Source organism: Actinoplanes subglobosus (assembly GCF_042650585.1).
Taxonomy (GTDB): Bacteria; Actinomycetota; Actinomycetes; order Mycobacteriales; family Micromonosporaceae; genus Actinoplanes; species Actinoplanes subglobosus.
The window spans coordinates 66,072-91,258 of record NZ_JBHSBL010000016.1 but is presented as its reverse complement, the minus strand read 5'-3'; the positions used below and the strand labels follow the sequence as shown (position 1 = coordinate 91,258).

29 protein-coding genes are annotated in these 25,187 nt (G+C 68.8%); 16 read left to right on the top strand and 13 right to left on the bottom strand.

The features are described from left to right. Positions 1 to 474 precede the first annotated feature (474 nt). Positions 475 to 765 carry a hypothetical protein gene (locus ACFO0C_RS17785; RefSeq protein ID WP_378067767.1) on the top strand — a complete coding sequence of 97 codons (291 nt, stop codon included), beginning with the start codon at positions 475 to 477 and terminating at the stop codon, positions 763 to 765. Positions 766 to 969: 204 nt separating this feature from the next. Here the strand turns inward: ACFO0C_RS17785 and ACFO0C_RS17780 are convergent, their stop codons facing one another. The 4 genes from ACFO0C_RS17780 to ACFO0C_RS17765 all read right to left on the bottom strand — a co-directional run bounded on the left by ACFO0C_RS17780 (position 970) and on the right by ACFO0C_RS17765 (position 3,981). After that, positions 970 to 1,665: a helix-turn-helix domain-containing protein gene (locus ACFO0C_RS17780; RefSeq protein ID WP_378067766.1), complete on the bottom strand. Its 696-nt coding sequence runs from the start codon at positions 1,663 to 1,665 to the stop codon at positions 970 to 972. Beyond that, entirely contained in the window at positions 1,665 to 1,856 is a 192-nt protein-coding gene (locus ACFO0C_RS17775; protein WP_378067765.1) for a hypothetical protein, read from the bottom strand. Before ACFO0C_RS17775 ends, ACFO0C_RS17780 begins: the two co-directional genes overlap by 1 nt. 966 nt (positions 1,857 to 2,822) lie before the next feature. Beyond that, positions 2,823 to 3,233, bottom strand: coding sequence for a hypothetical protein (locus ACFO0C_RS17770; protein WP_378067764.1), 411 nt, complete (start codon positions 3,231 to 3,233; stop codon positions 2,823 to 2,825). Positions 3,234 to 3,324: 91 nt separating this feature from the next. Further along, on the bottom strand, positions 3,325 to 3,981 hold the full coding sequence (locus ACFO0C_RS17765) for a sensor histidine kinase (protein ID WP_378067763.1): 657 nt from the start codon (positions 3,979 to 3,981) through the stop codon (positions 3,325 to 3,327). 384 nt (positions 3,982 to 4,365) lie between these two features. Here ACFO0C_RS17765 and ACFO0C_RS17760 point away from each other — a divergent pair, with 384 nt between their 5' ends. The 3 genes from ACFO0C_RS17760 to ACFO0C_RS17750 all read left to right on the top strand — a co-directional run bounded on the left by ACFO0C_RS17760 (position 4,366) and on the right by ACFO0C_RS17750 (position 7,072). After that, positions 4,366 to 5,145: a hypothetical protein gene (locus ACFO0C_RS17760; RefSeq protein ID WP_378067762.1), complete on the top strand. Its 780-nt coding sequence runs from the start codon at positions 4,366 to 4,368 to the stop codon at positions 5,143 to 5,145. Between the two features lie 338 nt (positions 5,146 to 5,483). Further along, the gene (locus ACFO0C_RS17755; RefSeq protein ID WP_378067761.1) at positions 5,484 to 6,356 is read left to right on the top strand and encodes a sensor histidine kinase; all 873 of its coding nucleotides are present in this window, start codon (positions 5,484 to 5,486) and stop codon (positions 6,354 to 6,356) included. After that, on the top strand, positions 6,356 to 7,072 hold the full coding sequence (locus tag ACFO0C_RS17750; protein WP_378067760.1) for a response regulator: 717 nt from the start codon (positions 6,356 to 6,358) through the stop codon (positions 7,070 to 7,072). Before ACFO0C_RS17755 ends, ACFO0C_RS17750 begins: the two co-directional genes overlap by 1 nt. 443 nt (positions 7,073 to 7,515) lie before the next feature. On the opposite strand, the gene ACFO0C_RS17745 is transcribed toward ACFO0C_RS17750, so the two are convergent. The 9 genes from ACFO0C_RS17745 to ACFO0C_RS17705 form a co-directional block, all read right to left on the bottom strand. Continuing rightward, entirely contained in the window at positions 7,516 to 7,818 is a 303-nt protein-coding gene (locus ACFO0C_RS17745) for a hypothetical protein (protein WP_378067759.1), read from the bottom strand. Beyond that, the gene (locus ACFO0C_RS17740) at positions 7,815 to 7,997 is read right to left on the bottom strand and encodes a hypothetical protein (RefSeq protein WP_378067758.1); all 183 of its coding nucleotides are present in this window, start codon (positions 7,995 to 7,997) and stop codon (positions 7,815 to 7,817) included. Before ACFO0C_RS17740 ends, ACFO0C_RS17745 begins: the two co-directional genes overlap by 4 nt. Beyond that, on the bottom strand, positions 7,994 to 8,203 hold the full coding sequence (locus ACFO0C_RS17735; protein ID WP_378067757.1) for a hypothetical protein: 210 nt from the start codon (positions 8,201 to 8,203) through the stop codon (positions 7,994 to 7,996). The genes ACFO0C_RS17740 and ACFO0C_RS17735 overlap by 4 nt, the downstream gene beginning before the upstream one ends. A 491-nt stretch (positions 8,204 to 8,694) precedes the next feature. Further along, on the bottom strand, positions 8,695 to 9,477 hold the full coding sequence (locus tag ACFO0C_RS17730; RefSeq protein ID WP_378067756.1) for a ParB/RepB/Spo0J family partition protein: 783 nt from the start codon (positions 9,475 to 9,477) through the stop codon (positions 8,695 to 8,697). A gap of 101 nt (positions 9,478 to 9,578) precedes the next feature. Further along, positions 9,579 to 10,304: a ParA family protein gene (locus ACFO0C_RS17725; protein WP_378067755.1), complete on the bottom strand. Its 726-nt coding sequence runs from the start codon at positions 10,302 to 10,304 to the stop codon at positions 9,579 to 9,581. 1,097 nt (positions 10,305 to 11,401) lie between these two features. Further along, the gene (locus ACFO0C_RS17720; protein WP_378067754.1) at positions 11,402 to 12,727 is read right to left on the bottom strand and encodes a hypothetical protein; all 1,326 of its coding nucleotides are present in this window, start codon (positions 12,725 to 12,727) and stop codon (positions 11,402 to 11,404) included. A gap of 258 nt (positions 12,728 to 12,985) precedes the next feature. Further along, a complete protein-coding gene (locus ACFO0C_RS17715; protein ID WP_378067753.1) occupies positions 12,986 to 14,965 on the bottom strand; it encodes a hypothetical protein in 1,980 nt (659 codons plus the stop codon). A gap of 536 nt (positions 14,966 to 15,501) precedes the next feature. Next, complete coding sequence (locus ACFO0C_RS17710) at positions 15,502 to 15,798, bottom strand: hypothetical protein (RefSeq protein WP_378067752.1); 297 nt, start codon at positions 15,796 to 15,798, stop codon at positions 15,502 to 15,504. Further along, positions 15,795 to 16,643 carry a phosphoribosylaminoimidazolesuccinocarboxamide synthase gene (locus ACFO0C_RS17705; RefSeq protein ID WP_378067783.1) on the bottom strand — a complete coding sequence of 283 codons (849 nt, stop codon included), beginning with the start codon at positions 16,641 to 16,643 and terminating at the stop codon, positions 15,795 to 15,797. The genes ACFO0C_RS17710 and ACFO0C_RS17705 overlap by 4 nt, the downstream gene beginning before the upstream one ends. A gap of 65 nt (positions 16,644 to 16,708) precedes the next feature. Between ACFO0C_RS17705 and ACFO0C_RS17700 the strand changes: the two genes are divergently transcribed. From ACFO0C_RS17700 to ACFO0C_RS17645, 12 genes are all read left to right on the top strand, one after another. Further along, positions 16,709 to 17,455 (top strand): GntR family transcriptional regulator, encoded by a 747-nt coding sequence (locus tag ACFO0C_RS17700; RefSeq protein ID WP_378067751.1) that lies wholly within the window; start codon positions 16,709 to 16,711, stop codon positions 17,453 to 17,455. A 503-nt stretch (positions 17,456 to 17,958) separates the two neighbouring features. After that, entirely contained in the window at positions 17,959 to 18,492 is a 534-nt protein-coding gene (locus ACFO0C_RS17695) for an RNA polymerase sigma factor (protein ID WP_378067750.1), read from the top strand. A 62-nt stretch (positions 18,493 to 18,554) separates the two neighbouring features. Next, the gene (locus tag ACFO0C_RS17690; RefSeq protein ID WP_378067749.1) at positions 18,555 to 19,214 is read left to right on the top strand and encodes a GGDEF domain-containing protein; all 660 of its coding nucleotides are present in this window, start codon (positions 18,555 to 18,557) and stop codon (positions 19,212 to 19,214) included. Positions 19,215 to 19,219: 5 nt separating this feature from the next. Continuing rightward, positions 19,220 to 19,588: a hypothetical protein gene (locus ACFO0C_RS17685; protein WP_378067748.1), complete on the top strand. Its 369-nt coding sequence runs from the start codon at positions 19,220 to 19,222 to the stop codon at positions 19,586 to 19,588. Continuing rightward, positions 19,585 to 20,076, top strand: coding sequence for a hypothetical protein (locus tag ACFO0C_RS17680; RefSeq protein ID WP_378067747.1), 492 nt, complete (start codon positions 19,585 to 19,587; stop codon positions 20,074 to 20,076). Before ACFO0C_RS17685 ends, ACFO0C_RS17680 begins: the two co-directional genes overlap by 4 nt. Continuing rightward, entirely contained in the window at positions 20,073 to 20,348 is a 276-nt protein-coding gene (locus tag ACFO0C_RS17675; protein ID WP_378067746.1) for a hypothetical protein, read from the top strand. The genes ACFO0C_RS17680 and ACFO0C_RS17675 overlap by 4 nt, the downstream gene beginning before the upstream one ends. After that, positions 20,345 to 21,775 carry a hypothetical protein gene (locus tag ACFO0C_RS17670; RefSeq protein ID WP_378067745.1) on the top strand — a complete coding sequence of 477 codons (1,431 nt, stop codon included), beginning with the start codon at positions 20,345 to 20,347 and terminating at the stop codon, positions 21,773 to 21,775. The genes ACFO0C_RS17675 and ACFO0C_RS17670 overlap by 4 nt, the downstream gene beginning before the upstream one ends. A 242-nt stretch (positions 21,776 to 22,017) precedes the next feature. Further along, positions 22,018 to 22,296 (top strand): hypothetical protein, encoded by a 279-nt coding sequence (locus ACFO0C_RS17665; RefSeq protein ID WP_378067744.1) that lies wholly within the window; start codon positions 22,018 to 22,020, stop codon positions 22,294 to 22,296. Positions 22,297 to 22,430: 134 nt separating this feature from the next. Continuing rightward, on the top strand, positions 22,431 to 22,691 hold the full coding sequence (locus tag ACFO0C_RS17660; RefSeq protein WP_378067743.1) for a hypothetical protein: 261 nt from the start codon (positions 22,431 to 22,433) through the stop codon (positions 22,689 to 22,691). Between the two features lie 17 nt (positions 22,692 to 22,708). Then, positions 22,709 to 23,182 (top strand): hypothetical protein, encoded by a 474-nt coding sequence (locus tag ACFO0C_RS17655; protein WP_378067742.1) that lies wholly within the window; start codon positions 22,709 to 22,711, stop codon positions 23,180 to 23,182. Positions 23,183 to 23,187: 5 nt separating this feature from the next. Continuing rightward, positions 23,188 to 24,609 (top strand): hypothetical protein, encoded by a 1,422-nt coding sequence (locus ACFO0C_RS17650; RefSeq protein WP_378067741.1) that lies wholly within the window; start codon positions 23,188 to 23,190, stop codon positions 24,607 to 24,609. A 106-nt stretch (positions 24,610 to 24,715) separates the two neighbouring features. Continuing rightward, positions 24,716 to 25,187 (top strand): hypothetical protein (locus ACFO0C_RS17645; protein ID WP_378067740.1); only part of this gene is annotated, 472 nt, incomplete at its 3' end.

Below are 25,187 nucleotides of genomic sequence, written 5' to 3'. Positions count from 1 at the left end.
GCACCCTGGCTGAACAGGAGCGCGAATCTAGTCCTGGGAGGCTTTGGCTTGATCGCCCTCTCGTTGACGGAAGGCAAGCAGGTCAGCCGCATGGGGTAGCCGGATCGGCGGAGTCAGCTCCCGCATGGCTAGGAGCGCCGCGATCGGGCCGTGACGCAAGGCCGCGTCCACGGTCTGCCGGTCCTCAACCGACAACGACTGCCAGGTCTGCCTGGCGGTGCACATGCTGCAGAGCCCACCGATGTGCTCAGCGTCAGCGACCGAACATCGAGTCGTGCAGCCGGGACAAGTGAACTGGAACATGACCGGATCATGCAGCCGACGAATCCGAGCCAGCAACCCGAATCGCCTTCATCTGGTGGCGCTGGAACTCAGCGACACTACTTTCGGCCCGACCTCCGTGGCGCTGAACGTCACCGACACGTGGCGCTGTAACTCATCTACAAAACCAGCTGGAACGCGGCCACCTGGAGCATGGACTGGACCGCGGACTACGACTACAACGTCAACGGTGAGGCCATCACCTCGGCGCGGGGCATCCACTTCGGCGGAATCGGCGACTTCAGCGACGGCCGGACCGAGATCATCACGATGCGGGCCGACAAGAACGGCACCGCCGTAGCCGAGGGCGCTGTGACCCAGAAGCTCACCGTCGCCGGTGTCGGCGCCACCCGCCGGGTCGGCGTGCGCCTGCAGGTCACCACCCGCTGGACCGACCGGAAGGCAAGGAAAGCTCGTTCGGTAGCTGAACTCAGACATCCCTGACCGGCCCGGCATACTGCCGTGCCGGTCAGGGGCGATCCGGGCTCCGCGACGATTCCGTCCCACCCCGAGGCCACCGGAATGGGCGACCCGGCCGGAGGACGTCGCCAAACGTGGCCGCGCAGCGCCGCGTGCACGGGGTCCAGCAGGCCGCGGTACCCCGTGCCGTGCGAGCCGGGCCGGGGCCTGGCTCGCACGGTGTCCTGGCTAAGCAGGCCGAAGGTGGGTCACCGAGGCGATGGGGAACTGCTCATGGCCGAGCGTCGTGTGCCATTCGATGTGGCCCGGCGCGTCGGCCAGCCGGACCAGCGCTTTGCAGGACGCACACACGAAGCGCTCGTCATGCGCCGGCGGACCAGCCGGAACCGGGACCGGCATCGCGCCGGCCTTGGGCGTGGGTTCGGCGGGTTTGCGGACCGCTGCCTCCCACAGCGGCAGCCAGATCGTGGTGTAGGTGCGGGTGTCCACGTCCAGCTGCTCGGCGAGGGCTTCGAGCTTGTCGCGGGCAGGCGCCCGGCGGCCGTTGAACACCCGCGACAGCATGGAATCCGAGTAGTCGATCGCCCGGGCCAGCGTCTGAAGCTTCGGCCTGCCGGCCGCGTTCCTGGCCTTGCTCAACAGCTCGCTGAGATGCTGCAGCGCGATATCCGGGGCCAAGACGTCTTCCTGGGCGACCGCTGCGGCCAAGGACGGCGGCAGCTGGCTCAGGTCTCCCCCGCCGTAGATGGTGATGTTGTAGGTGTCGCCGGAGCCCGGGGCGAAATCGGCGTCCCCGGCCTGTCCTACATGCGTAGCGCTTCCTAGGGCCCCCCGCCCCATGGCTCTGGCCCGATTCCCGGGAGATACCACCTCCCGGCTGCCTGCGCTGACCCAGTTCGTCTTGGGGAAGTCCTTACGCAGCATCACGGCCGCCCGGTCACGCCGTCGAGCAGCTGCTGGAGTGCGGCGCTCTCGAGCGTGGTCCGGGTGCCGTCCACGACGCGGTCGATGACGACACCGGCGGCGAGGCCGGTCAGCAACATCATGGCGGCGGCTTCGAGGGGACTCATCGAGGTGACGACGATGAGCCACCCGTAGAAGATCAAAACGATCACGAGAACGACCGTGCGGCGTTTCGCCCGCTGGTCAGCTACCCCATTTTCAGGTGCGAGGCACCTCATGACGGCGTTCATAGCGCGTTGTCCTCCCCGGACTTTCGAATGGCACTGGACCTGCTGACGGTGCGGGAGGACGCCGTTCTCCGGACGTGCCCGGGTGGCGTGAGCGGTGTCTCCCGCGGGACCTCATAGTCGCCGGTCAGCGCCATGTCCGGCCACTGTGGCCGACAGCGCCGGGAGAGGGGCTCGTGAAAGTTCTGGCCCACCCGTGCCGTGCCGTGTCCCGGACGCTCAGCGGCCGGACACGACGAAGGGCCCGCCGATCGGCGAGCCCTTGCCTGATGGTGGAAGGACGTCGCCACAACGTCACTACCAGCGTTTACTGTCTTGCACCGGTCCAGTGCCATCCAGCCCGGGCGTTGGCTCGAGCCCTGCTCAGGGCTTCGAACAACGGCACCCGTCTGCCGTAAACCCGATCCGGCTTCGGAGGTACCTGCTGTTAAGAGTGCCCGGGAGGTGCGGCCCACCGCGAGTGGCCCTGAACGTGCATGAAGGCAGCTGCTATCTGCGGTCAGCTGATAGCAATGGTCAGAGCGCATATTGCTGTCAGCCATTGCGCGCAAGTTCGTGAAAGATTTGAAAGAAAGTCCGGGCCAGGCAACCACCCCCGGCCAGGGTCTCGGCCCGGGGCGCGCACTGCGGCAAGGGTCAACGGGATGCTGGTGGGGTATCGCCGGAGTATTCGCGGTGACCGCCTCAGTGGCCGTCACCGCAATCGCCGCAGGAGCCGCCATCGGCTTGGCCGTGATCGCGGGTACTCGCCGCCCGGTAAAGATCACCGCCAGCCGCTGCGGTATCCCCTAACCGGGGGCTGAACCCGAGACCACCTTCGTCGGGCACGCCGCCCTCCACGGCGGGTCACTGGTGTGGGATGCAAGGCCGGCCCCACCTGGACACCCCGGTTCAGCGCAGCAGCAGTCGCAAGTGTCGGCGTCGGATCTCGCCGGCGGCCACGAGCGTGGTCTCTCCGACCTCGATCCAGTTGCGCCAGTAGGCGGCACCGCCGTGGTTCTCCCCCAAGCATGAGCAGGTGCACTCGTCACCGTGGGCGTCACGGCAACGCGTGTCGCAGCGCTCGGCGGTGCGGAAGTCCAGCACGACGTCGACGTGGCCGAACCGGCCCGCCAGCCCGTCGACCAGGTGACGCAGGTGTGGCCGGGCGATCGCCCACACACCCCCGCCACGAAGCTCGGGCCGGATCCGCTCCCCCAGGTGAGTGTGCAGCCAGCCGCGGTTGCTGCCGTTGTACGGCATCTTCGTCAGCAGCCGCCCCTCGACCGGCCGGTACACCCAGGGCAGAGGGTAACCATGCATGCATCGACAGTAATCGCCGTTCGTGCTCGGGCAGGGTGCCGTACTGGCCGGCCGCATCGCTGATCGTCGGGCCTTCTACCGCTGATCGAGGTCAGGAGGCTGAGCTGCTGGTGGGGAGGGTGAAGCAGAAGCGGCTACCGCCGCCGGGGTTCTCGGTGACGGCGATGTGCCCGCCGTGGCGTTCGATGATGCGTTTGCAGATGGCCAGGCCGAGTCCGGTGCCGGGGTAGCCGGCGGTGTTGGCGCAGCGGTGGAACGGGTCGAAGATCCTGGAGCGGTCGGTGGCGGGGATGCCGATGCCGTTGTCGGTGACTTCGACGAGCGTGGAACCGCTGGCCTGCGGGCGGGCGCTGATCGCGATACGGGGTGCCGCTCCGGGGCGGGTGTATTTGATGGCGTTGCCGATCAGGTTGTCCAAGACGTGCCGCAGGAGGGCAGCGTCGGCCAGCACCTCCGGCAGGGTTTCCGCCACGGTGATCTCGGGTGGGCCGGCCGCGGTGACGGTGTGGTCGGCGATCACGTCGTCGACCAGGCTTCTCAACGGCACCGGGGTGGCGGTGAACGCGTGGTCGGCTTGGGCGTAGCTGAGCAGGTCCTGCGTCAGCCGTGTCATCCGGTGCAGGCCACGATCGATCGCGGCCAGATCCCGGGCGAAACCGGCACCCAGAGCATCCGCGTAGTCGGCCCGAAGCATGCCGATGTGCGCGGTAACGCTGGCCAGCGGGTTCTTCAGGTCGTGTGAGGCCATGACCATCAGGGCGCGCAGATCGGTCTCGGCCTCGTCCTCTGCCCTGGCCGGTATCGGGTCACGGCTCGCCGCTGGCCGGGCCCACCAGCATTTTCGCAGCCAGCGACTGCCGATATCTGGTGAAGGCCGGGAACGCCGGCCGCCGGGGCGAGACGGTGCGAAGCGGCGCCCGGGATCGGCCGAGGATGCCGGCGTCTCGTCGGATTCGTCCGTGGGCATCTCGCGCACTCCTCTGTTCATTGCGGTCGACTGATCGCCGTAATCGTCCTTTCCATACGGTGGGGACCGCGTCGGGCCGGCGCTGTAACTTGCCCGTGGTTCCTGGGCGGGTGGGGTGGGGGCCTCCCAGGTGAGGCGGCTACCGCCCTGGGACTAACGCCGCAGATGTATAAGAGCCTCTCGGATTTAACGCTGAAGCTGGTCGCGGCGAACCTTAAGAAAACCGACTATAAGTTCATGACAGACAAAAGCATCATCAGGAATATTTCACTGACCGTGCTCGGATCGGCGGGGGTCTGCGCCCTGACTCTCCTGACTAGCGCGCAGCAAGCACAGGCGGCACCGCCGGACGACGACCCCACCGCCATCGCGGTGGTCCAAGACCAGAAATGGGCAGTAGCCTCCGCGGCCTACCGTCCACCGGACGACCGGGTCAGCACAACAACCGTCCTCGACCCCGATCACGACGACGTCGCCATGCCCGGAGGGGGTATTCCGCCCTCTCTCCCTCCCTCCCCGCCCATTCCCGTTCCCGGCAAAGGCCCCATCTGGTACCCCGCGCCAGGAAAACTCAACTCCGAGCTCGCCATACGGGGCGACATCGTCATCGGGCTGGTAGCGGTCACACAACCGACACAGGCAGGACCGGCAGAACTAGGCGACGGTCCGACCGCCGTCACGGTGCTGGTCCAGAACCAGTCGCAGGCAGTAGCCACTGTGACCTACCTGTCAGCAGTCGACCTGGCCCGCTCTACAGATGTCCTCGTCCCCGACAAGGACAACGCCGCCAACCGCGACGGTGGCCTCCCGCCCCATCTCCCCCCTTCCCCACCCGAACCTGACCCAGACGACGGCACCATCTGGCAGCCCGGGCCGGAAGGCCTCACCGCCAAGGCCGCCATCCAAGGAGACCTCGCCACCGAGCCGCTGGGATACGTGCGATGAACGCCCCGAGCTGGGTCCGCAGGCGGGAAACGCTTACCGGGTTCCTAGTGGTGGCCGCCTCCGTGGCCATCGACCTACTGATCTGGAGAGGCACCAATGGTCTGCGCAACGGCGGGACCGCACCGCCGTGGGTAGTCCCGGTCGGCAGCATCGCCACCCTCGCCACCTTGATGCTCCGGAGACGTTTCCCCCTACCGGTATTCCTCGTCCAACTACTGTGGGCAACCGCATGCGGAATCCAGTTCGCCGTCACCGCCTACACACCCGTAATCGGAATGTTGGTGGCACTCAACGCACTGGCCCACCACCGATCCAAGCTTCAGTCGGTATCAGCATGGATGGCGTGCCTGCCGCCCTACATGATCTTCGTGCGCGGCGAGGGCACCGGTTCATGGCAGCTCACCTCCGTCTTCCTCTTCATGCTCATCAGCGGAACAGCATGGCTGCTGGGTGACCGCAGCCGACTCGCCGACGAACTCGCCGAACAACGGGCCGCCGAACGGGCCGCGGCGAGCGCCGCCGCCGTGCGCGCCGAACGGTTACGTATCGCCCGCGAACTGCACGACATCGTCGCCCACGCGGTGAGTGTCATGGTCCTTCAAGTCGCCGGCGCACGAGCTGTGCTCACCAGCAATCCAGCACGCGCTGAAGCCGCCCTGGAAACCGTGCAGGACGTCGGCCGGCAGTCCATGAACGAACTACGCCGGCTCCTCGGCCTGCTCCGGTCCGCGTCCGCCGACCACGATGTGACGACCACCGACCAGCCCGGCCTGGACGGCGTCGACACGCTACTCGCCAACGCCCGCGCCACCGGCCTGAGCGTCGACAAACAGGTACAGGGAACGCCCGGGCAACTGGATCCGAGCGTGAGCCTCGCCGCCTACCGCCTCGTGCAGGAGGCACTCACCAACGCCCTCAAACACGCCGGGCCCAAAGCCACGGTCCAGGTCACCCTGAACTGGGCTCCCGAACAGCTCACCGTCACCGTGCACAACGACGCGCCTCCGCGGGGCAAACGCCGGTCCGGCAGCACGCCACTATCCACCGGGCACGGGCTGCTCGGGCTACGCGAACGCGTCCATACCGTCGGCGGCACCCTGCACACCGGCCCGGACCCCGCCGGCTTCGTCGTTCAGGCCGTTCTCCCGACGACCGTCCCCCTCTCCGATTTCTCGCCTGACGCGCCCACCCCGGAGAGGATCATGAGCTGATGCCGATCACCCTGCTGCTCGCCGACGATCAGGTACTGGTCCGCAGCGGATTGTCCCTGATGCTCTCCGTTCACCCCGAGCTCGACGTAGTGGGCGAGGCCAGCAGCGGTGACGAGGCCGTCATGCTGACCCGCGAGCTGACACCGGACGTCGTCCTCATGGACCTGAACATGCCTCCCGGCAACGACGGCGGCATCGAGGCGACCCGGCAGCTGACCGCAGACGACTTCACCCCGAACCCGGACTACACCGCAAAGGTACTGGTGCTGACCGGGCTCGGGGACGACGAACACGTCTACGCAGCCCTACGCGCCGGGGCGTCCGGATTCGTACTCAAGGACGCCGCACCCGCCGAACTGACCACCGCGATCGAATGCGTGGCCAAAGGCAACGGCTACCTCGCCCCAGGCATCACCCGCGGGGTGATCGCCAGCATCGCCACCCGCCCCGCCCCGACCGGCCCGGTGGCCGGCATCCTGGACCGGCTCACGCCCCGCGAACGGGAAATCCTGACCCTGATGGCCTACGGCATGACAAACGAGGAAATCGCCGCCCAACTACACCTCGCCATGGCGACTGTGAAGACCCACGTCTGCAGGATCATCATGCGGCTGGAGGTACACGACCGCACCCAGGCGGTCGTCGTCGCGTACCAGAACCAACTCGTGACACCAGGAAGCGAGCAAAAGCTGGGACGACCACGGAATGGTAAATGATCACAACCCTGCGGCCCGATCGTTCGAGCTAGTTACTCCACGTCGTTTGCAGGATCGCGGAGTAGACCGCCCGGACGGCGGTCGGCGCTAGCGTCTACCACCGGCCCAACCGGGATTGGCTACTGGTGACCGCCGTACACCACGACGAACTCGGCGTCGTCTGGGGCCCACGGCACCACCACGGGCACTCCTGCGGAAGGGGGTCCGCGTCAGGCCGTTGCTGCTGTTTCCTAACCGCGGTTAGGAAACAGCAGCAACCCCGGGCTCCGAGGGCTCCTCGCGAGGCAGCTCGTCGACGAAGGCCTTCCGCTCATCCGGGCTGGAAGCTGCTGCCCGGCCTGCTCCCCAAGCCCTCTTCCCGGCGTACAGCGCACCGGGTGCCATGGAGTCCGCGGCGGATGTCAGGAGCGGGACTGGCGCGTTCGCGCCGGGCCGACGCCGCTTCACAAGTTCCCGGCCCGGGTAGCCCTGCGGGAGCCGTTGTCGGCATCCGGTGCGCGCCGCCCACTGCGCGCAGGCATAGTGCGACGGCGGCGTTCCTGATGGGCACGGCGGTCCCGCCACCATGCCAGCCGGTCCGGAGACTCCTGGGGGATGAAGATCTGGGTCAGCGCGACGACGGCTCCGGCAGTTGTCAGCACACTGGCCACGGCCGCGATCGCCCACCATGGTGCGCCGGTGATCGCCAGGGCGGACACGATGGCGCCGCTGGCGACCAGGCCGCCGCCCATGCCCGCACCCCTCATGCGGCACCGTCCCGGCCGAACACGCTGACGTCGCTCTGGTCGTGGCGGATGCGCTCGCGGAGCCGGTAGACCCGCTGGGTGACGGTGCCGACGTTCCGATTTCGCTGGACCAGGCAGCCCTCAATGCCCGGCACCAGTTGCTGCGGTGTGTCGTGCAGATCAATCTCGACGATCCTCATACCTCGACTCCGCGGGTGGCGTGGCAGGGGAGTATGACGTACTGCGGGCCCGGCTCCATGCCGGCGATCCGGTACCCCTTAGCCGTCAGCGACTGGAACTGCTTACGTACCGTCAGCCGTTCCTGCTGGGCCCGCTCAGGATCGCTCTCACGCAGCATGTTGACGTCCCCCGGAACGACGATCAACTCCTCCCCGGGAAGCGCCACGACGTGCCGAGATTGCACAGCTTGAAATGGGCGCTGCGGGACCCCGATTACCAGGTGCGTACCTGGTTCGGGTGTCCGTTGTGGGAGATGGAGCCGACCGACGCTGGATGCGTACTTCGGCAAGGTGCTGCGTGATGCGGCGAAGGGAACCCCGGGTGGGGGCGGGTGCAGGCGCTCAGGACGTACTTCCTGTTCCTGGAGTTGCGGCACAAGGTCGAGATTCACGAGCTGACCGGCTGGGTGGTCGAGTGCCTGATCGACGGATGAGCCTGGCCCCGCAACGCGGGGAGGGGCCGGGTTGCGGTTCCCGCCGCCGGCCGAGCAGGTCGAGCAGCGGTTGTTCGCCGGGTCAACGAGCTACGCGGTCTCGAATTCGCCGACGTGAAGTGGTGGACCGTTCCTGGCGGCTCCACAGCAGATTCACCACAACCCAGCATCTTGCACAGAGTGGGGTGTTCAGAACGTGTTCTGAACACCCCACTCTGTTAGCACTACTGCTCTACAGAAGCCGCGTCCCGCAGGAGTTCGTCAGCGATCGCTCGTCTGTCTTCTAGTGAGAGTTCTGCACGAAGCGTTGCGCCGATCTCGGCTGGCGTGGCCCCTAACCGACGTATGGCTGCCACGACCCGTGAGAGGCGTTGCTTCGGAACCGAAGTGGCCGGCTCAGGCCGCTCCGGACGATTAACCGCGGTTAATTGACGGCCCCACTCCGTGAGTGCCGCTAGTTGACCAGCACTGTCGAGGGTGTGCCAGTCCCGGACGACTCGCAACGGTAACCGCATCTCGTCGTCCTCAACGAGTGCCGCCTGCACCTCCGGGATAAGCTTGAGTAGGTTCAGTCGCTGACTCACCCATGCTGCCGTTTTACTGAGCTGTTCCGCCGCTGCCTTTCCGCTACCGCACTCGGCAACCATGCTCTGGACGCCATGGGCCTCTTCGACTGGGTTGAGGTTCTGCCGGTCCAGATTCTCGGCCAGAGTGGCGGCCAGGAAGCGAGAGCGAGTCGCTGCAAGCTCATCATCAATCGTGATCTTGAGTAGCTGCTCCAACTGTGCCACGGCAGTCCGGCGCTGGCCGCCGACGACCTGGACGAACTCGGCGTCGGCGATCTCAGACTCATGCTCGGGATGGATAGCTAGAAAGGCCCGCCGTGTGACAACTGTCGTTGGCTGGATCTGCCCGATCTCCGCGATGGAGTCACGAATCTTCTGGACCGCAGAAGAATCGGGGTCGATCATCCGAGGGTTCAGGGGATTCGCCGCGACGTGATCCACCGGAACAGCCTTGGACGGGCCGTCTGCGATCTGGGGGATACGCATCTCCTGCGGAGCAGGAGATCCAGCCAAGGATCCCAGACTTACCCTTTTGCCAGCCATCACGCCTCCACCGGGTGGACGGAACCCGCGCGCTGACCGGGAACACCGCCGTATCCGAGCTCGAGTGCGAGGCGGAAGAAGTCCTCTCGTGCCTCAGCCGCGGTGCGGTTCTTGGGATACTGGGTTACGACGATGCCTTCAGCAGAGGCACGGGTATGCAACTTGTATCGCCGGACCACTGTGTCGGCCATCGGCCATCCGTTGGCCGAGATGAACTCGGCCGTCTCCTTCAGATCCGGGAGGCCATCCCGCGGGTCCCAGTTGTTGACCACGACCGTGTAGTGGATTCCCATCGGGACGAGGACATTCTTGATCGTGTTCTCGGTGGGAATAAAGCACAGCGGTTCGGGCTCCATCGGCACGACCACGTCGTCGCACTGTTCCAAGGCGTCGCGCAGGATCTTTTCGTCGTCAAGCGACCCGGGGGTGTCGACGAAAATGTGGGCGTACTCCAGGGAGCGAAGCTGTCTCAACTGGCCGGGCTCGCTGATCTGAGCGAAGTCGAACGGCAACCCGCCACGCTCTTCGACCCGGCCCGACCACCATACGGACGACGCTTGAGGGTCAGTAGAGACGACAAGGACCGGGCTGGGTCCCTGCGTTTCAGTGTGGAGGGGGCTGTTTGATCCGACCAGGACTGAGTGGGTGACGGCGGCGAGGTTGACCGCGAGGGTCGTTTTACCTACGCCGCCTTTCTGGTTGACAAGGCCATGAATCTTGACCATCGGGCACTCCGTTCCGTTTGCTTCCCGGGCTTGTCCCGGTACTTCGGATGCGGCTCATCGTAGAGGTAGGGACCTGCAAAGCCAGGGATGGTCATGCGTCTGTCGCTCAACCGGGGCTGCGATTAACCGCGGTTAATCGAGCGACTCGTGTGCTCTCGGCCAATAGGACACAACCCGCCCACTTCCACAGAGACGAACCCAGGTCCCCCCTGTTGACCAGGAGGCCGCCACCTCAGTTGACAAGTGGGCTTGTCGAACCGGAAACTCTTCGCCGCTTACGACAAGTTTTCTTGTCAACCAGAAGGAGCGAGGCCCTCGCCGATGCTGTCCCTGCCGGAACCAACCGACGAGCAACGCGCTCGGCTAAGGGCGGACATTCTCGACCTCACGATCGCATTCGCCCGCGAAGTAGTTGGCGAGTCCCACCCCGACGGCCGCCAGCTAAACGAACGCGAGGTCAGACTTGCCGTCCTCGCCGCGACCCGGACTTTACAGATCGAGGTCAACCACCAACTCACAAGCAATGCTGTCGATGCAGCGGCGGCCGGTGCCGGATATACCGAGATTGCACTAGCAGCCGGCCTTCATAGCCGACAGGCTGCACGGCATCGCTGGCCCGCCCTTGCCGCAGTTACTCGGGCTGCCCGGCAGCGTGATCCCGAACCGTAAAGCAGTTCACCCTGGCTCACGAGCCGTAAACCCGCACAGTGAACCGCTGTAGCCACCCGGGGCAACCGCGGCCCCGCACACAGCCGGACCGCGTCAACGGTCCACACCGGTAGCCCTCCGGTGAAGTTGGCTGCGGTCGCCGGTAGAGATTGCGGCCGATCATGTTGATCGGCCCGCCGCGCGGCGAACAACTCACGCCTCAACTCGCGCAGGTACCTTGCCCCGGTCAGGCCACCGGGAGCGAGGTCCCGGTGAGGGCCTCGGCGTGGGACTCGTTGCGCGCCGAGGGTTGCTTCGGCGCGTTCGGCGTTGGCGGTGGCTTCTGCGGCGGCGGCTGGTGCGGGCGGTGTCGAGGGCGGCTCGTAGTTCGGTGAGTTCGACCAGTTGGCGGATCGTGGCGGTGCGGGCGTGCAGAGAGAGACAGTCACTTACCGCCCAGGGTTCTGGCGGCCGTGTTCGGCGCTGATCGCCTCGACGCGTGCCTCGGCCCGGTCGGCGCGGCGCTGCTGGGTGTCGCGCTCGTGCAGGGCGTCGTTGCGGGCGCCGGTGAGTTCGGTCAGCTCGGTCTGGGCCTCGGTGAGCCGGCGGGCGGCGTGCTCGAGTTCGACGGCTTGCCGGTCGCGATCGCGTTCGGCTTCGCGTAGCTGGCCGCGCAGGGCGTCGAGGTCTGTGCGTAGCCGCTCGGCGTCGGCGGCCGCGGCCGCGGCGCGTTCCTTCTCGCCGGCGAGGTGGGCGCGGACGGTGGCGAGCTGGCTGATGGCCTCGTCGCGGGCGGCAGTGACGGTCTGCAGCTGGCCGGTCGTGGTGGCCAGGTCCTTCTCGGCGGTGGCGGCCCGGGCCTTCTCTGCGGTCAGTTCGGCACGGACACCGGCGAGTTCATCGGCGAGCCGGGTGCGCTCGGCTGCGGTGTCGGTCAGCTCGGCGCGTACGGCGGTCAGCTGAAAGGTGGCTTCGTCGCGGGCAGCGGTGACCGTCTGCAGGTGTCCGGTAGTGGTGGCCAGCTCGGTCTCCAGGCCGGCTGCGCGTTGGGTCTGCTTGCGGACCTCGGCGTTCGCGGTGCGCAGGTCGGTGGTCTGCTGCCGGCCGGTCTCGCGGGCCTCGCGCAGTTGGCCACGCAGGTCGTCGAGCTGCTCCTCGATTCGGGCCCGCCGCTCGACCTCCTTGTCCCGGGCGGCCCGGGCAGCGTCGGCGGCCGCTTCGGCGCGGCCCTGGTCCTTGCGGGCGTCGGCGACCTCGGCCGCGGCCTGTGCCTGGGCGCGCTGGGCGGCGGTCTCGGCGTCGCGGGCCCGGCCGAGCGCCTCGGACTTGGCGACGTTGGCGGCCGTGCGGTCCCGCTCGGCCTGTTCCGCGGCGCGGTCCGCCTCGGTGCGGGCCGTCTCGGCCTGCTCGGCCCGGGCGATCGCGGCGAGCATCGTCTGCTCGGCCTCCTGCATCCGGGCGACCCCGCCGGCATCCACGGCCGCGAGGGCCGTCTGGACCTCGGCGAGCCGGGCGGCCAGCGCGTCGACCGGGCCGGCGACCTGACCGGCCAGGGTCCGCAGCGTCAGCAGCGGCGCGTCCAGCCCCGCCGCCGCGGCGGCGGCCCGCTCCTGGGTGGCCATCTGCTTGCACGTCTTGCCGCCGGGCTCCCATGTGCGGTCCCGGCAGTACTCCGCCGGCCGCCCAGACCCGCCGCCAGGCAGAACACGCCTGCACACGCTGTACCCGCACCGCCGCTCCCGGGCCTCACCCGGCCGCTCCACAGTCTCAGACATGCCAGTATCCTAACATGATCTGCATATTTTTGTTTTGCAAAACTCAAAATAGTTTTGAGTTTTGCAAAACTAATTCTTTTTGATGTTGGTGAATTTTAAGTTGCGCCGCTCGAAATTTTGGCTTCTCTAAGCCATCTGAAAGCGCCTGTACGCGACGAACGGATGTCGATTGGTACTTAGGTAAGGCGCAAGGATCGATCGTTGGTGGCTACGCGCTGATGGAATTTGGATCTTTTCGACGGTCCGGCGGGGGCCGGGTTACCGGTCGGTGCCGGGGAGCCAGCCGGACCCGGGTGCGGCGGGCTGTTCGGCGGGCGTCGACCACGCCGCGGGCTCGGCCGGCGCCGGCGCCGCGGTGGTGGTGGCGGGCCGGTGGCCACGGGCGGCAGCTGCCGCGGCGAAGGCGGCGGTCCGGCCTGTGCGGGGGCCGGAGCGTTCGGCGGCCGCGGCGGCGGCCTGCAGGCCGAACTGTTCGCGCAGCTGTTCGTGGGCCGCGGTGGCGGCCGCGGCCTGGTCCATGACGGCCTGGTGACGGTGTTGGACGTGGGCCCGGGCGGTCTCCGGTGGTTCGGTGTTGCCGGTGAACACGACGTCCAGGAGCCAGGCCAGGTAGGCGAGGGGTTTGTCCGGGCGAGTCAGGACCGGCCGGGTCTGGGTGCGCTCGACGTGGCGTACGAGCCGGTCGGCGTCCCAGTGCGGGCCGAGTTTAGCGCCCAGCGTCGCCGCGACCCGGGGCAGCCGCTGGTCCTGCAGCCATGTCCATCGGCCGATCAGGTCCCGGGCCAGGTCGTAGGCCCACCCGGCCCATTCCGGAGCACGGCGTTTGCGTGACCTGGCATTCTGCCCCTCAAGCGTCCTATGATGGCTTACACGATGTGATCCAGATGGACCCTTTTGTCCGGACTCCGAAAGATTTTCGGGCCCGCCCGTAGTCGATGAGCGCGAAGCGCCGACCCTGCTCCGCCCGAAGGGCGGCTCCTGACAGCCGCATTCTGCGGAGTGGATCATGACTGGTCCGGAGTTAGCTAAACCCCAGATCAAACAGGAAGAAGAACTCCTACCTGAAGACACCGGGTGGGGGGTGCAAATAGTCAGCCCCAGTGCTGTCGCCTGCAGCAGCCCGGTGGCGTCCAGCGCCCGGCCGGCCGCGGCCCGCAACTGCGCCCGCTGCACCCGCTCCGGGAAATCCGTCCAGCCATCCGCCTGCGCCCGCGCCTCGTCGAGGTCGGCGTACGCCGCCTGTAGCAGGGTCAGGGCCCGATCGAGGAGGTCACCGAGCGCGCCGAGGGCCTGCGGCAGGAACCCGATGATCGCCGCCGGGTCCTCCCGGTACGCCGGCGCCAGGTCCCACACCGCCCTGTTGTTGCCCCGGCCCAGCTCACACCGCTCCTGCAGCGTCAGCCGCCGGCCCTGCTCCGTGCGCGTCGCCCACCCCAGGCCCTCCCAGTGCCGCCACGCATACGACACCGCCCGGGTGCTGCAGCCGACCAGCTCCGCCGTGCGGTCCCGGCCTGCCATGCTGCGCCGCCCCGACCGCACGTCACTGTCAGCCGCCATCACCGCCGCCACCAACGGCGCCACCGACGGCCGGCCCAACGCCGACACCCGCGCCGCGGCATCCCGGGCCAGAGCCGCCATCAACAGCTCCACCGCACGACCCCACCGGCCCTGGCTCTCGAACCCGCCGATGATCCGCTGCAAACGCTGCACCCACCCGGCGAGCTCGTCGACGCGCTGCTGCGCCCCCGCCACCGCAGCGATCCGGCCGAACTCGAGCTCGACCGCGGCGGCCGCCGCGGCCTGCTCCGCCACGAACGCCGCCTCCGCCTCCCGCAGCCACGCGAACCCGCACAGCCAGCACGCCGGCGACGGCTCTCCCGCCCCGCACACCGCGCACACCGGCACCTCGTCGGCCAGGACAAGGTCCCCGGACTCCTGGTCAACCCCGACCCCGCCAATCCCGTCCCAGAACTCCGCCAGCAGCGCCTCATCCGCTGCCCGCCGGCGCCGGAACTCCTCACTGCGCCAGCACGGCACACACAACGGCGTCGGATCGTCGGCGAACCGGAACGGCAGCCCCTGGCGCGGCAACAACACACCGGCGCGCACGCACACCGCGCACGACACCTGCACCCCGGTCGGGTACGGCACTCGCTCGACGTACGGAAACGCCCATCGTGCCTGACCATCCGGCGCCGTCACCGTCGCGGCCGCCAGCACCGGCACGCCCGCGCTCACCACACATCACCGGCCACACCGGCACCAAGCGCAACGGCATCGTCGGCGCGTACAGAACCGCAGGTCACAGGCACGGTCCCAGACCGCACCCAGCATGCGAAACCACGCACGAATACCCCGCCGACAACGGGCAGGGACGACTCCGCGACAAGGGTCAGGTCAGCCCTGACCCCCACTGCGGCCGCGAAACCGGTCGACCGGCTCCGCCCATAACAAAGATCCGACTGGGTACGTAGGCCATCAGCCGGACACGCCTCAAACGTGTCCGGAGACAACAAAGCACCCAACCGGTAGGCGGGTGCTATGCTTGCCTCCAGCTTGGTGAAGCCCTTGACCCCGAACTCGCTGCCAACGACGGGGGTTGAGGGCTTTGTTTTTGTATGGAGTTAGCTGTTGGTCTTAGTGATCTCCCTGCTCAAGGTCAGAGTGCGTCGGCTGGATGATAGGCCCAACGGGGTCGCAATCGGACGCGCCGCGCCGCGCGCACCAGGCCGAAATCGACCTATGCACATCCAGGTCTTCTCAAGAGGAAGGCCTTAACGCTCATGCGGGTCAGGCGCATTGCGGCGGTCGATGACGTCAACGCCGCCAGCTGGAAGGATGCCGAACGACCGGAGCAGGTCAGTCGCAGCAACCTCGGCAAGAGCTCGGCGTGGAACGCTGCCAGCTGGCAAGTCAGGATGCAGGCCCTTCTCCATAAGGAGGGCCATCACGTCGCGGACCAGATGATGCGGGTTGTAAGCCTCGTGTGGGCGAGTCAGCAGCGCCACATAGGACACATCATCACGGTCGCGTTCTGCGCGTAGCGCCTCATCGCTGGTATCGAAAGTCATACCCAGGCCTTTCCGGTGATCCGCTCGTACGCCTCTACGTAGCGGGCTCGAGTGGCGTCGACGACATCGTCTGGAATCGCCGGGCCTGGTGGGGTGCGGTCCCAGTCGGCAAGGCCAGAGGACCAGTTCCGCACAAACTGTTTGTCCATGTATCGCTGCTCTTCGCCGGGCTTCCAGTCCTCAACCGCCACAAAACGGCTGGAGTCAGGGGTGAACACCTCGTCGCCGAGGACCAACTTGCCGTCGCGGGTCCAGCCCAGCTCCAACTTCGTGTCAAAGATGATCACCCCCTTCTCCCGGGCGATCTGCTCGCCCCGGGAGTACACCTCCAGAGTGATCCGGCGGAGCTCGTCGGCCACGCCAGGGTCATACTGTGCCACCACCTCCTCGTAAGTCATGAACTCGTCGTGCCCGACCTGAGCCTTCGTCGTAGGGGTAAAGATCGGTTCCGGAAGCTTCGACCCTTCGACGAGCCCAGTCGGCAACGACACCCCGGAGACGGCCTGGTCACGCTGGTACTCCTTCAAACCGAGGCCAGCAAGATAGCCCCGGGCGATGCACTCGACCTGTGCCATCTCAAGCCGCCTGCAGCGCACGGCCCGGCCGGCCCACTCGCTAGGGACGTCGGTAGCGGAGACAACATGGTTGGGGACGATGTCGGCGAGTTGCTCGAACCACCACAGCGACAGCTGTGTGAGGATCTTGCCTTTGTCAGGGATCGGCGTCGGCAGGATCACGTCATAGACGGAAACGCGGTCTGACGCGACGAGCAAAATGTCGCCGCCGTCCTCGTACACGTCTCGGACCTTGCCGGAGTGGATCAGGTTCATGCGCGGCTCCCGCACCCTATCGCTTTGTCGGTTAGTCACCCGTGATGTTATAGAACATGGAACCACGAGGAGGATCAAGGGTGTCGCCGAACAACGACCGCCAGCCGCGTTACCAGCAGATCGCGCAGCACTACCGCGATCAGATTGCTAGCGGTGAGCTCAGGGATGGCGACCGCCTGCCCTCCGTACGCGATCTAACAGAACACTGGCACGTGGCGCACGCTACGGCCGCGAAGGTGATCAGCACTCTGGTCGCGGAAGGACTCGTCAGCATCACCAATCGAGCCGCCGGGGCGGTCGTCTCCCTCAAGACGATCAGCTCGGCGCGTGATCGGATGGCATCCATCCGCAAGCATGGCCGGATTTATCCGACAAGTGAGTATGCAGTGATCAAGGAGGCTGGACTGCAGCCGGCACCCGATCACGTAGCGGAAGCACTCAACCTGGACGCTGGCGCACCGGTAATCAAACGACGCCGAGTGACATACCGCCGACAGAAGGACGGGGATGTCGCGGTATCAGCATCGACATCCTGGTTCGACGGAGCACTGGCCGATGTTGCACCGAACCTTCTGATACCCGAACGGATCAGGCTAGGAACACCCGGCTACATCGAGCAGCAGACAGGTCGTCGAATCCAGACGGGCTCGGACCAGGTGACCGCAGCGGCAGCCAGTGCCGACACCGCTGAGGATCTTCGAATCGCGGAGTCGTCGCCGGTCCTGATCGCGCGAAACTGGTTTCGCGACGAGGCCGGAGAGGTCGTGGAGTTCGGCGAGTACACGTCGGTTGCTGGACGCTGGCAGACGTACGAGTACGAGATGTAGAAGACTGCGACACGGGGGAGTAAAACGCGGGGGAGGCAGGGCTGAAGCCCTGCCTCCCCCGCGTTTTACCTGGTTAGCCTTTCGTTGACGATGTGCTATCACATCGGCTACGGTGAGCCACGTAGGTTGTTCTAGCACATCGAGCGGCGACCGGAAATGCTCCTATCGCCGCCCAAAGACCAACTCAATCTCTCAGGACACACCCCGGGCACCGGTGGATCGCACCCACCGAATCCGGGGCTGTTGATCAGGCCGCGGATCGCACCTTCGGCTTGTCAAAACCATTCACGAAAACCGCAGCGGATCGCACCCGCTACGGCTTCGTTCCGAACGAGAAAGCCGCGGCGGATCGCACCCGCCGCGGCTATGACAACCGGTCCACCCTCCAAGGAGTCCCGATGTCATCTGTGACTGTAGCGGCAGCTCAGCCGCGGGTCATCCCCAACCACCGCTCGGTTCCCTCCCCTACTCAGTACGAGAAACCGCTGTCTGAGGTACATGCGTTGGTCGATCGGTTTCGGGCCGGTGACCAGGACGCATTCGCTGTTCTCTACCGCCGGTACCAGCCGCGGGTCCTGGCCTTCGTGGGGCGCCGCGTTCGTGACGCTCATCTGGCCGAGGACCTGACGGCGGACACGTTCGTCAAGGCGGTGACCGCGCTGCCCCGGTTGCAGGTCTGCGGTGACGATCTCGGTGGCTGGTTCACCACGATCGCGCGGCATGTGGTCTCGGATCATTACCGGGCGGCTGACGCACGGCCGGTGGATCTGCTGCCGGATCGGGACTTCGGTGTGGTCGACAAGACCAGCGCGGAGGACGCGGCGGTCCAGCGGGATCAGTGGCGTCGTCTGCTCACCGCGATCCAGGGGCTGACTCCGCGGCAGCGTTCGGTGGTGGTGCACCGGCTGCTGCTCGAACGCACCAGTGAGCAGACTGCGGAGTCGCTCGGCTGCGGGGAGCAGAACGTCCGGCACATCCTGGGCCGGGCCAGGCAGCAGCTGACCGGCCTGCTCCGCATGGAGGGGGTGGCGGCATGAGGCCCTCTACTGCTGTTTCGGCTGCTACGGCCCTGTTCGCTGCGGGTTTGGCGGGTCTGGCGGTGACGGGTAACCGGCGGTTGCAGCGCAAGCTGACCGCTACGCGCCGGGATCTGGCGCAGCAGCGGGTGCTGGCGAGCCGGGACTCGTTGACGGGGCTGGCGAACCGGCCCGCGATCGAGGCCGAGTTGAGCCGGCGGCTGGGCGGTGACGCGGCGTTCGCGTTGTTCCTGCTCGATCTGGACGGGTTCAAGCCGGTCAACGACGCCTACGGGCATCCCGCGGGTGACATCGTGCTGGCGGAGGTCGCGCACCGGCTGGTCAACGGGCCGGCGGACCTCGACGTTGTGGGCCGCCTCGGCGGTGACGAGTTCGTGGTGATCAGTGACGCGCCGATGTGGATGGCCCAGCACGCGCAGGGCCCGGCGATTCGGGCGGCGATCGCGCGGCCGATCTCGGTCGACGGCGGGGTGTGGGTCACCGTGTCGGCGAGCGTGGGTCTGTTGCAGGTGCGGCCCGGTGACGAGCTGGGTGACGTGCTGCGCAGTGTGGACGCCGCGCTGTACCGGGCCAAGGCCGCCGGCGGGGACGTCGTCGTCGATTTCGGTTCGGGGCCGCTGCTGACCGCTGACGAGAACCGGCCGGGGCTGCGGCTGCGTGACGCGCACCCGAACCGGGTTCCGGACGAGCAGGCGCTGCTTCTGGTTCGGGCGGGGCGGTGATCGTGATGACGACCGTGCTGCCGAAGAACCCGCTGCAGCTGTTCGCTGTGACCCCGGCGGTTCCGTCGGACGCCGACCTGCTGAACGTCCTTGCCGGTCTGCTGACCGCGAGGCCCGGCCCGTCTGTCGGGCGTCGCCTGTCGACGCTGGTCTCCTTCGTGTGCGCGACGGGCTGCCCGGCCGAGCTGGCCGAGGCTCGGGCGCTGCGACTGGAGCAGGAGTTGGCCGAGTACCTCAACGCCCGGCATGTGCTGCGGACTGCGCAGGCGACGCCGGACGGGTTGGACGCCTGGGCGGCGGGGGCGCCGATCGTGGTGCCGCGTGCGGCGGTCATCGCGTGCGCCCGCTGCCAGACGGCGGGAGGGACGCGATGACGATCGAGATCGTGCCCGCCAGCTCGGCGTGGCGGGACGCGTACCGGGTGCCCAAGGACTTGCAGCTGGAGGACGGGCCGTGGTGCTCGATGGACCTGCGTGCCGGGCTGTTGCCGGAGCAGAACGGCTGGATCTGCCCGTCCTGTGGGGCGTGGTGGGACCGGTTCGGCCGTAACGGGCGCTGGATCACCGCCGCGTCGGCGGTGCTGGTCGACGGGCACTTCATCGAGCGCGACGAGCCGGACACCGAGCCGGTCGAGATCGGCGGGCTGCGCCTGGACCGGGCCGCGCCGCTGGTGGTGCTGTCCGGGGTCGTGCTCGGCGGTGGGTACGCGGCCGGGCGGGCGATGCGCTCGCACGCCGACGCGGTGCCGGAGGCCCTGCTGCTCGGGCTGAGCCTGATCGTCTTCGGCCTGCTGCTGATCGGGGCTGGCGCGCTGCTGGCCTGGCGGTGGTGGACCGGCCGCACCGACGGGGGTGACCGGTGAACAGGGCGGACATCCCGGCCGGTGAGGTCCTGGCCCGCGTCTACGGGGTGAAGCTGGCCTGGGGCGACCCGAGCCACTTCGCCGCGCAGGACAAGCGGGAGTGCCGGCACGGGGACGGGCCGACGGTCATGCGCGACGAACGCCGCAAGCCCTGCCATCTCAGCTGCGCGGAGAAGGAGCTGGCCGCGGCGATCGCCGCCGAGCGGTTCGGTGACCTCTGCCCGCACGAGCTGACCCAGGAGCTGACCGGACAGGCGGAGGTGCGGCGGTGAGCATTCAGCGCGAACTCGACACGTTGCTCGATCAGGTCGACGACGTCCTGGCCACCGCCGCGGCGGACCCGGTCCCGGTCGACGAGATGCCGGGCACCGCCCTGCAGCTGGTGCCGGCCCCGGTGGAGCTCGACGAGCAGGACGAGCCGGTCGACGAGCCCGAGCCGGCCGACGTCCTGGACGAGACGGACGTGGAGCCGGTGCGGGCGCCGCGGCCGCGGTGGTGGGCGCGGCTGCGCCGCCGCGCTGCGGTCGTCGACGCCGACATCGAGGACGCCGCGCAGCTGCTGTTCGCGCGGCTGCACGCGGACCGGGCGGTCGTGCAGGTGGGCCGGCACGACGAGGTGTCGCGGCAGCTGGGCGCGGCCACCCACGAGGTGGACCTGGCCCAGGTGCAGCAGTGGCGCACGGCGTCCCGGCAGGCCCGCAAGCAGCAGCGCCGCGACGCGGCTGAGGAGGCCCGGCTGGCCGCGCTGTACCGGAGGGCGACGCGGGAGGGCGCACGGGCCAAGATCCGGGCGACGATCCTGGGGTCGGCGGAGATGCGCGCTTTGCGGCTGGCCCGGGTCCGCACGGTCACCCTGGTCGTGCTGATGCCGGTGCTGCTGGCCTTCGCCGCCTGGTCGACCACCGGCGTGCAGGCCGGCGTGGTCCGGCTGCTGGGCTTGGAGGACCGCTCGCCGATGTGGTGGGCGGCCTGGGGCGTGGAGCCCGCCCTGATCACCATCGTCGCGCTGATCATCGTGGTGCGGGCGGTGCTGCGGTCCTCCGGCGGCGACACCGACAACAAGGCGACCGCGGTCGAGTGGGGCGCGCTGGGCATGTCGCTGGTGCTCAACGTCGCCGGCGGCTGGATCGGAGGTCTGTCGCTGGCCGGTCTGGCCACCGGGCTTGTCACCGCGCTGCCGCACACGGTCGGCCCGCTCGGCTGTGCCGGTACCGCGTTCCTGATCGGCCTGATCGACGCCTACGTCACCGCGGCCAAGCCGTGGGCCGGAGCGCCGAGCCTGGACACCCTCGACCTGGGCCGCCCGCCGGTACCGCAGGTTCCGCCGGTACCGCAGATGCTGACGGTCCCGGGCGCGGTCGCGGTACCGGTGAAGACGCCGGTACCGGCCACCGCGGGTACCGGTACCGCTGGTACCGCTGGTACCGGTACCCGTCGCCGCCGGGCGGTACCGGCCGCCGGTACCCGCCGTCCCGCGCTGACCGCCCGTACCGGCCGGGCCGGTACCGCCGCCCCGCAGCCCGGTACCGCCAAAGCCGCCGCCCGCACGTTCTGGGACGCCGAGATCGCGGCGGGGCGCACGCCGACCGGTACCGATCTGGCCCGCGCGGCCGGGCGTGACGGTGACCCGACCGGAGTGTTCCGCCGGTACGCCCGCGACTGGGCGGCCGAGAACGGAGGAGCCCGCCATGCGTCCTGACCAAAACACCGGTACGCCGGCCACCAGCGGGGCGGGTCCGTGGGACCGCCCGCCGGCGGGCGCGGCCCGTGGCACCGCCGCGGTGAATCCCGCGGCGGCCGGCCCGGCCAGCACAGGGGCGCGGCCGGCGGGTTCCCGGCCCTCGCCCCGGCCGCGCACAACCGCACCCGCACCCGCACCTTCCCAGGTCAACCGGGGTGCGGTCATCGAAGGGTCCGTCGTCGAGCAGGAGGAGGCCCGTCGTGGCGGGGCATCGCAGCAGCAGGCCGGAACAGACGCCGCGGCAGTACGAAGCGCGGCAGCAGCGCCGGCGCGCGCGGATGGCGCAGCGGATGGGCGCGGCGTCCACGCCGAGTCAGCGGATCGCGGCCGCGGCGGATCACCTGCGGGCGGCGCTGCCGCACCTGCCGGCCCCGGCGGCCGAGTCGATCGCGGCGAGCGTCGTGGCGACGCTGCTGGAGGCCGTCGAGCAGGCATACCGGGAGGAGGCCCGCGCCGCCACGGCCCGCACCCGGTGGTGACTGAGGGTGATACCGCACCCGCACCCGCAGTGCGGAACCGCGAGACCACGGAACCGGCCAGTGACGACTCCACCGTGCGCCTGCGCGCGTATGCGCACGCGAGGGTAGGGCCTGCGGGTGCGGTTGGCAAGAGGGTGTGGGCGGTCGCTGTCGGTGACGTCGCGTCGCTCTGGTCGGAGTCGCCGGCGTCGCCGGCCGGACTGGTCCGCTACGCCCGCGACGGCGCCTGGTGCCGCGACAACCGCGGCTTCATCCGCGCCGCCGGGCGGGTCTACCACACGGTCGTGTCGATCCCGGTCTGCCTGCTGCTCTACACGCTCGCGCTGCTCGTGCAGCGGCCCGGCCGGATGGCCTGCGGCCTGTTCATCGTCCTGATCCTCTGGCTCGTCCTCTGAAAGGGAGGAAGCAAACCGTGATCCCCGCTGTGAGCATCTCCACCGCCACCCTCTTCTTCGCCATCGCGCTGACCCTGATGCGGATGCGCCCGAACGCCAAGCGGGCCCAGGCCATCTGCACGTTCATCGCCGGCACCGCCCTGGCGATCGTCCTGGCCCGGTTCGCCGACCACTGGCTGACCACTGCGGCGCGGTGGCTGTCGGACACCCTGGTGTCGATGGTCGGCAGCGGCTCCGACTGGGCCTCGGTCATCCGGGGCGTGTGCTCGGCGCTGCCGTGGGTGCTGCCCGCCGTGCTGATCCTGGTGTTCGTCCTGCAGGTCGACCCCCGCCGCGGCGGTGGCGGCTCCGGGATCGGCTCCGGCAAGGGCGGCCACATCGGCGGTAAGAAGGGCGGCGCCGGCCTCAAGCGCTCGACGCCGTGGCTGGCCCTGCTCGCGCCGATGGCGTTCGTGATGGTGCCCTGGTCCCAGCTCGGCATCGGGGGCTGACCGCGATGCTCGAAGTGATGTTCGTGATCGGGTTCCTGTCGTACCTGATCCAGAACGCGGCCACCGGGATCATCTCGGCGGCCCGCGGCGAGCTGCCGCCCGGGGCGCGGCTGCGGATGGCCGAGATCGACGCCGCCCGTGCTGCCGGTGCTGCTGCTCCGGCGCGCTACCGGATGCGCGACTACGTCGGCGACTGGATCTCCGACGCCCTGCAGCAGGCCCGCGACGACCGCCGCGAGCGGGCCGAGGCCGCCCGCCGCGGCGACGACCCCCAGGGACCGGCCGACGGCACCGGCCGCGTCGACGAGGCGCCCGAACTCGACACCACCGGCTCCCGCCGTCGTCCGCGCCGCAGTGCGGACGACGGCGACTGGTGGGACGACCAGGACGCCGAGCCGGTGATCCACGGTGGTGGCGGCTATCGCGTCGACCCCAGCAGCCGGGGCCTGTGGGCGTGGAACTGCCAGCGCCCGAACTGCCCGGGCAAGGGCTTCGACCTGGCCACCGAGCAGGAGGCGATCGACGGGGCCGCGCAGCACGAGCAGCAGACGCACGACGGTGAAACCGGTCCCGGCACACAGGTCGTCGGGCCGCCGCCCGCCCCGCAGGGGTCGAGGGTCGGAGACGCCCCGGACCTGGCCACCACCCCGGCTGCCGATTCCTCGGTGGTCGACATGAAGACCAGCGTCACCTGTAACCGCTGTTCCCACGGCGTGATCGGCGATGACGGCAACTGCAGGCGGTGCAAGCTCCCCGACGACCGGAAGCCGGCGGCTTTCCCGAGCCCGGCCGCCTCGCCCGCGCCGCAGCCAGCCCCCTCTCAGCCGGCCCCGGCCGGTGAGCGGCCTGCCGCCGCGAGCTCGACCACGCCACGGCCGGCCGCCCCGGCCGCCGGTTCTCCCCCGCCGGCACCGGCGCCCTCCGCCGAGCCGCAGCCCGTGCCTGCGAGGGCTACTGAGCCCGGTGCGCCCGCCGAGGCCGACCGTCCGCCGCTGCGGCTGGTCCGCCCCGAGGACGCACCGTCCGGGGACGCCGTCCCCAGCACCACCGGCCAGGACGACCGTCCCACGCCGCAGAACACCGATTCGGGCCAGCCCGGCCCGGAGCAAGGAGACACCGCTGTGAGCACCAACGCCCCTGCCGAGACCAGCAACATCAACGCCGTCCGGGCTTTCCTGAACGAGCTGAGCGAGCACGTCGTCGGTGACCTGCTCGCCAAGGTCCAGACCGCTCACGCCACCCTGGCCGGCAAGAACATCGACGAGGGCACCCTCGGCATCCTGTCGCGCATCCAGCAGCAGGGCCAGGTCCTGGCCCGCCTCTGCACCGACGGCGTCGACCACGTCGACACCTACCACGGCCAGATGGAGCAGGCCGTGAACAACACCGCCGAGGTCGCCGACACCGATTTCTACCGCGCTCGCTGATCCGACGGCCCTCCGTGGGGCAGGTGCGGGACTTCTCCCGCACCTGCGCCGCGGTAGCCGCCGGACCCTGTCCAGCGACTTCGTCCCACCAGTGCAGGAGATGGCGATGAGCGACACGATCACGACGACGCGCAAGAGCGACGCCCCGGCCGCCGGTGAGCAGGTCTCGCGCAGCGTCGGCTTTCGTGAATCCCAGCGCGCGTTCGCGGCGATGCCGCTGGCCGGGCACACCGCCCCGTGGCCGGTGACCATGCTGCTGTGGGCCGGCGCCGCGGTCGCCCACCACGGCGGGCAGCCCGGCGCGATGAGCGTGGCAATCGCCGCACCGGTCGCCGCGATCGTCTGGTGGTGGCAGTACGAGCGGTCCAAGACCCGGCGGATGCGCCGCAAACACCGCCGGCACGCCGCGCTGGTCACCTTCGCCGCCCTAGCCTGGCTGGCCTGGGCCGGCACGAACGGGGCCGGCGGCTGGCACGCAGCTTCCCTCTGGATCGGGCACCTGGTGCTGCTGGCGCCGTACTGGCGGCGACGCACCATCCCGATCCCGGCCTCGGCGGACATGCTGGCAGCCATGTCCG

Excerpts from the sequence above, each read along its gene's own strand:
- ACFO0C_RS17785 (WP_378067767.1), top strand. The coding sequence starts at position 475 with ATGGACTGGACCGCGGACTACGACTACAACGTCAACGGTGAGGCCATC.
- ACFO0C_RS17780 (WP_378067766.1), bottom strand. The coding sequence starts at position 1,665 with ATGCTGCGTAAGGACTTCCCCAAGACGAACTGGGTCAGCGCAGGCAGC.
- ACFO0C_RS17770 (WP_378067764.1), bottom strand. The coding sequence starts at position 3,233 with ATGCATGGTTACCCTCTGCCCTGGGTGTACCGGCCGGTCGAGGGGCGG.
- ACFO0C_RS17765 (WP_378067763.1), bottom strand. The coding sequence starts at position 3,981 with ATGGCCTCACACGACCTGAAGAACCCGCTGGCCAGCGTTACCGCGCAC.
- ACFO0C_RS17760 (WP_378067762.1), top strand. The coding sequence starts at position 4,366 with ATGTATAAGAGCCTCTCGGATTTAACGCTGAAGCTGGTCGCGGCGAAC.
- ACFO0C_RS17755 (WP_378067761.1), top strand. The coding sequence starts at position 5,484 with ATGGCGTGCCTGCCGCCCTACATGATCTTCGTGCGCGGCGAGGGCACC.
- ACFO0C_RS17750 (WP_378067760.1), top strand. The coding sequence starts at position 6,356 with ATGCCGATCACCCTGCTGCTCGCCGACGATCAGGTACTGGTCCGCAGC.
- ACFO0C_RS17745 (WP_378067759.1), bottom strand. The coding sequence starts at position 7,818 with ATGAGGGGTGCGGGCATGGGCGGCGGCCTGGTCGCCAGCGGCGCCATC.
- ACFO0C_RS17740 (WP_378067758.1), bottom strand. The coding sequence starts at position 7,997 with ATGAGGATCGTCGAGATTGATCTGCACGACACACCGCAGCAACTGGTG.
- ACFO0C_RS17725 (WP_378067755.1), bottom strand. The coding sequence starts at position 10,304 with ATGGTCAAGATTCATGGCCTTGTCAACCAGAAAGGCGGCGTAGGTAAA.
- ACFO0C_RS17720 (WP_378067754.1), bottom strand. The coding sequence starts at position 12,727 with ATGTCTGAGACTGTGGAGCGGCCGGGTGAGGCCCGGGAGCGGCGGTGC.
- ACFO0C_RS17710 (WP_378067752.1), bottom strand. The coding sequence starts at position 15,798 with ATGACTTTCGATACCAGCGATGAGGCGCTACGCGCAGAACGCGACCGT.
- ACFO0C_RS17685 (WP_378067748.1), top strand. The coding sequence starts at position 19,220 with ATGACGACCGTGCTGCCGAAGAACCCGCTGCAGCTGTTCGCTGTGACC.
- ACFO0C_RS17680 (WP_378067747.1), top strand. The coding sequence starts at position 19,585 with ATGACGATCGAGATCGTGCCCGCCAGCTCGGCGTGGCGGGACGCGTAC.
- ACFO0C_RS17650 (WP_378067741.1), top strand. The coding sequence starts at position 23,188 with ATGCTCGAAGTGATGTTCGTGATCGGGTTCCTGTCGTACCTGATCCAG.